Here is a 5,770-nt window from a genome sequence, read left to right as displayed (position 1 = left end):
AATATATTATAGATATAAAAAAATCAAATCTAGTCCCAGTAACTCTCGGGAAAGAGTAAACTTTTGAATCAGGAAATATGAAATCATCGTGTTTGTGTAAAGTACAAAACACAAATTCATATTTATGGTAAAAGCTTTTTAACCATTTTTGAACATGGCCACTAGACAACGGAGCGAATACAATTATTTTTTTTTTCATTTTTTAATATCCAAAAAACTAATCCATTTCTCATATATATTATTAATACTATTTTTTTTAATTTTAGAAATAGCATTTTTTGACATATATGAATATAAATCATCATCATTAGATAATTTATACATTGCTTCTACAAATAGCGTTTCGTTATCATCTTCTATTAAAAAACCTGATTTGTTATTAGCAATAAACTCTCGAGGCCCAGTGGGGCAATCATAAGAGATAATTGGCATACCATTAGCCATGGCCTCACCTAGAACCATAGGTAATCCTTCCCATAACGAAGTCATTAGATATATATCAGAATTAATATATAAATCTTCAACATCATTTATATTTCCAACAAAAGAAATCTCTTCATTCAGTTTTAAAGAAAGAGATAAATTTTCTAGTTTTTCCCTTAAAATTCCATCACCAGCAATAATTAATCTAAAACTTTGATCAACATATTTATTTTTATACAAATATACTATATTTAATAATCTTTCAAAGCCCTTCTGCTCGGTGAGACGTCCAATAGCAAGAAAACTTATAACATCATTATTTTTTAACTTTGGTTTTCCTATATTTACACCTAACGGATTTGGTAATACAACTATTTTCCTTTGAAACTTATAAAGATAATTATTTAAATCACGAGACGTTAGAACTGATAGTTTTTCAGCAATGAAATAATAGGATAACACTTTAAAGAAATTAAATATTCTTGATTTATCCGCAAAATAATTATTATGTTCACAGCAATATACTTTTCTTCCCGTAAACAAAGAAGCCATATTAACTCTAAAATTAGTATGACTTAAAAAACTAATAATCCTATCATCCTTACCTATTTCTTTAAGCTCTTTACGAATAACCACATATCTTCTAACTTGTTCTTTAATAAATTGAATTGCATTCTTTTTCTCATAGTTAAAGCCTAAAAATTTTATTTCAACCTCATCATCGATATAAAAAAAAGAATCATGTTCTTTATCACAAACAATAATTTTTACATCGAATTTTTTTTTAACCATATGATTAGCAATGACAGACAAGACTCGTTCAGCACCACCCGACTTTAAACTTTCAGTAAAAAAAACTAATTTCATAAGCCCTCATAAATATAAACCCAACCAATTATTATAATTATAAATACCATTTGAATGAATGACACTATAGACAAGAAAAAGAACAGAAAATAATAGATATATAATTTTAAGAATATTTTTGTTTTTACTAAAATATATGTTTATTGTCATCAACAATAATAATGGCTCAACTAAATCCAAAACAGAAATAATTCTAGTGAAAAAAATTTCAACACTTAAAAACGGGAAAGATAATATGATACCAATGCAATACACTTTCCATATATACTCATATTGCTCATTCCTATTATTATTAAATATAAAATAAGACGTTAAGAGAAAAACCAAAAGATGCCTTAAAGGTATAAACTGAAAAATAGAAACACTACTAGAATATAATGGATTATTAGCATAGTTATATATTATATGATAGAACGGTGAATTATAACCTCCATTTATGAAGTCAATAATTTTTGGAAATGATAAAAATGTCCCTGTAGAAATAGATATCACTGTAAATATAAATATTGTTAAATTTTTCTGCTTAATCAAAAATTTAACAGAAACAAATAATAAAGCAAGTTTCTGAAACATTGAGCCTATGAAAATAAAAATATAAAATTTATTTGATTTTATATTTAATAATGCTAAAGCTACAAACCCAATCATTACTCCCATTCTTATTTGAATAAATTCATACTGATAAAAGAAGTAACAAAGATAAATGCAATAAGCAAGTAAAAATTCCTTCGTACTTGCTTTAAAAAATTTTAATTTTAATACAAATGATATAGTAGTAAAGATAATAAAAAAGAATGCTGGATGGTTAAATATAGATTTAACTATTGAGATAAAAAATAGAAATCCAATCTCACCATGAATATGCGAGACACTCAAAATTGAAAAATCAGAAAGATAAGGAATGGCATCATATATTTCAATATAGTTTTTATAATCAGCGTCTGAGAAAAACCTAAGCCCCGCAATAATTTGAATAGAAAATATTAAAATACACAATAATAAATACTTTAAATATTGACTATTAATTAAGCTCAGGGATCCTACAAAAAAAAATAAAAAGGCAGTATAAATATAAACTGAACTCAAGATTTAACCCTTATTTTAATTGATTTTGTCGAAATATTCATTTAAATATTTGAAACAAACATTTTCACCAAAATATTTTTCCGCATATCTATAAGCTTTTTTTGATTCTATTGTCAAAGTTTCATGATTAGAAAACAACCTAATTAAATCTATAAACGATTCCACATCACTATATTCATAAACCCCCCTATCTTTCAACTTACTCATACCTTGAAGGCCTATATTCGTTGTGATAATTGGTTTACCAAAAGATACAGATTCAATATTTTTCATTTTTAATCCAGAACCATAATATATAGGGTTAATCATAATCATGGAGGAATTATAAACAGACTCAACATTATCAACTGGACCATGAATAATTACATTACCATGTTCCTTCATTTCTGAAATGATATTTTCAGATAATTTATTGCAAACCATACCGTAAATATTCAATGTATAGTTCATTGGCATAAAAATCCAGATTTTTTTATAAAAATTAACAATACCATCTATATTGAAATTTGCTCCACCACCTATGAATGATATATTATTATTCATATTAATGGGAAGAAATTTCAAATTAGAAGGCCTTGGTGTTAATATAATATTCGTATCAACTTTATCCTTAATATAATTAAATTCATCTTCTTGTATGATAAGAACCGCATCTGAATTATTAAAAGCATTAATTTCATCTTGATAACATACAGATATAACAGGATCATTTATATTACTATTACTAAATGAATCCTTTCTTAAATGCATAATATCATGACTGTCGATTATAAATTTCACATTAGTAGGAACAATTAATTTCAAGTAAGACCAATATATATAATCGACACAGAAGACATCTACCTTTGTAATTCTCAACTTAAAATATAAAAACAATAGTAGAACAATACTAAATTTAGAGTTTATATATTTTAGACGTGCTAATTTTCTATATAATTTCGATTCAGCTCTTGATAAATAAAAAATCGCACTTATAATTTTATTGTTATTATTATATACTAAAACTTCACACTGATTTTTCTTTTTTAAATTTTTCAATTTTGAATTAAAAGCATTAACATTACCAGCTTTAACGCTTCCATTTATTTCTATATCAGTAAAAAACAAAATTTTCTTCATACTAAACCACAATAAAAAAAATAAAAATTCCACATGAAAATTTATTATTAAAATTAACTTCAATACTCATATTTAAACTATATATAATCAATATATTAATTATTTTCGATTTTAAACAAGGTATTAAAAATATCAGTAACCAGTATTATTTTGACCTTGAATATTCTATGCCGCTCTATTATGACTTAACACTAACAGCAAACATAAATTGTAGTGCTATTAAATTTTACATCTAATTTCATAAAAACTATTACTTATCTTTGCAATCTTAAAGCAACTGCTGTTTCAATGAACATTGGCTTATCATTAATTGAATTTAATCTAAGTAATATCAGCAATAACTATAGAAATTACATCAAAATGCACCGAGTAAAACAGGGCGACCGCATGAGTGTCTAGTTTTTCACATTCTCTTCTGACTAAAACCAGCACTTAATACTGCCTCTAGCATGGATGTGTTCATCATGCATCGCTTTTTCTTCCCAACAATGCTTACCTTGGTTGGCTCTTCTCGGAGCATGTTCAAACTTATATGATGTAGGCATGATAAATTCTCGGCACCGTGATCTTTGTATCTTTGGCACGCATCTTCATTCATTGCGACATCAAGCACCCAGATCATTGACTCTATGCCCCACAGCTTGTTCTGCACTAAGCTATTTGGAACTGATGTAATAACGGTACTCTAGCTCTGCAGATTTGCCTTTCTCAAGGCGGAAGTTTTCAACCATTACAATGCTTTTCAAGCCCTTCCATCGAGAAAAGTCACCTTCAAGTTTCGAGCTATCAAAAACATAGCATTGGCGAGACTCTACACGACAGTGTTTTTGTTCAATTGAGAAATCGTCAGCCACGTTTTTGCTCGCTGAGTTGAGAACGCTGTCTCTAATCGCTTGTCGCTGTTTTCCTTTGTTTCTTTTAATGGTAAGCAAGTGATCACCACCTTGTTCTACAATGGCTTTGGCTACCTTAGTCTGACAGGCCATTGCATCAATGGTTACTAGTGCTCCCTTGATATTGAGCATCTTTATCAGCTCTGGAATCGCCGTAATCTCATTACTTTTTTCTTCGGTTTTAAGCTATCCTAATACGACCTTATCTGAAATTAGATATAATAAAATTTACTGATTACCACCGAGACTCAGCCAAGGTTAATAATTTCTCTGGCATCGGTGGTGATTTTGTTATATTTAATCAACGTATTGAATATATCTTCAACTCGAAACCGATAATTAAATCAAAAACAGAATTCACCAAGATAACGAGAAATATGTTTTTCTCTAATTGCTTGATATGTCCCTTTTTATCGAATTTTTAACGTTACCAATCATGGTATCGACCCAATAAAATGCAGCTTCGTATTGGTGAAGTTCTTTACCATTTTTTGGTAATTAACCATGAATAATATCTGCGGCTAACAGACCATTAAAACAGGGCAAACCATCTGATATGACTAATTTTTTTCTTGTAAATGCTTTTTAGCCCAATCTGTAATTTCTTGTTTCTTGAAACAAGAAACAACACTTAGCTGCATATAAATAGGATGACGTTCTTCATTCAAAGAGATCGCTGATACAAAAGGTGTTTTACCTTTGGCACCACGTCCTCGCTTTCCTTTTTGTTTACCTCCAATATATGCATCATCCAATTGCACGATATTGCCTAACTTTCGATTATCATCGTGCTCTTTCATCACTTGCATGAGGTTATGTTTTATTCGCCATGCTGCGTTATAAGACCCCCCCAATTCACGCTTTAGCTCTAATGCTGAAATACTGTTTTTTCTTGTGTGATGAGATAAATAGCTAAAAACCAAGTGGTTAACGGTAATTTTGAATGAGAAAATAAAGTACATGCCGTAAATGATGTCAGATGGTGACACTTATTACATTGATATAATTACCGTGATCTAAGCTCACAATAACTTTTAGAAGCACAATTAGGTCAAACGTAACCATTTTTCCATCGAATATTAAATAAACGCTCTCTACATTGCTTTTATGTCCCATACATATGCATAAATTCAGGGATAGAAAAGCCTTTCTGAAATTGGATTGAATTCTTAGGCATAACGTAACTCATATACTTCAATATCTTGAAGTATATGAGATAATTTAACAGTGGCTGTTAAATTGTGGTAATTAGGTAATATTTAGACTTATGTTTTATAATTTAATTACTGAATTTAAAGCCAAAGTTTTTTATGTTATTTTTAATTAAACGTCTAACATCCAAACTTAGTGCATAATAAACTATAAAGTTGAAAAATATAGAT

4 protein-coding genes and 2 pseudogenes are annotated in these 5,770 nt (G+C 28.5%); all 6 read right to left on the bottom strand.

Annotation, left to right across the window (positions count from 1 at the left end; genetic code table 11):
• On the bottom strand, positions 1–199 hold a 199-nt coding region (locus C9J45_RS21820), incomplete at its 3' end, for a hypothetical protein (RefSeq protein WP_233217861.1).
• Positions 196–1,290: a glycosyltransferase family 4 protein gene (locus C9J45_RS21190; protein ID WP_107292989.1), complete on the bottom strand. Its 1,095-nt coding sequence runs from the start codon at positions 1,288–1,290 to the stop codon at positions 196–198. The genes C9J45_RS21190 and C9J45_RS21820, both read right to left, overlap by 4 nt.
• A 6-nt stretch (positions 1,291–1,296) precedes the next feature.
• A complete protein-coding gene (locus C9J45_RS21185) occupies positions 1,297–2,376 on the bottom strand; it encodes an EpsG family protein (protein ID WP_158260237.1) in 1,080 nt (359 codons plus the stop codon).
• A gap of 15 nt (positions 2,377–2,391) precedes the next feature.
• Positions 2,392–3,495: a glycosyltransferase family 4 protein gene (locus C9J45_RS21180; RefSeq protein WP_107292987.1), complete on the bottom strand. Its 1,104-nt coding sequence runs from the start codon at positions 3,493–3,495 to the stop codon at positions 2,392–2,394.
• A 403-nt stretch (positions 3,496–3,898) separates the two neighbouring features.
• A pseudogene (locus C9J45_RS21175) lies at positions 3,899–4,601 on the bottom strand (ISAs1 family transposase); the annotation flags it as partial.
• 22 nt (positions 4,602–4,623) lie between these two features.
• Positions 4,624–5,565, bottom strand: a pseudogene (locus tag C9J45_RS21170) (IS1595 family transposase).
• Positions 5,566–5,770: the final 205 nt, after the last annotated feature.

This window comes from Photobacterium sp. GB-1, assembly GCF_003026165.1.
Lineage (GTDB): Bacteria > Pseudomonadota > Gammaproteobacteria > Enterobacterales > Vibrionaceae > Photobacterium.
The sequence above is the reverse complement of the archived record's forward strand: the minus strand, read 5'-3'. Positions and strand labels throughout refer to the sequence as shown.

Bases quoted from the DNA above. Each gene is read 5' to 3' on its own strand.
- C9J45_RS21190 (WP_107292989.1), bottom strand. From the start codon at position 1,290: ATGAAATTAGTTTTTTTTACTGAAAGTTTAAAGTCGGGTGGTGCTGAA.
- C9J45_RS21180 (WP_107292987.1), bottom strand. From the start codon at position 3,495: ATGAAGAAAATTTTGTTTTTTACTGATATAGAAATAAATGGAAGCGTT.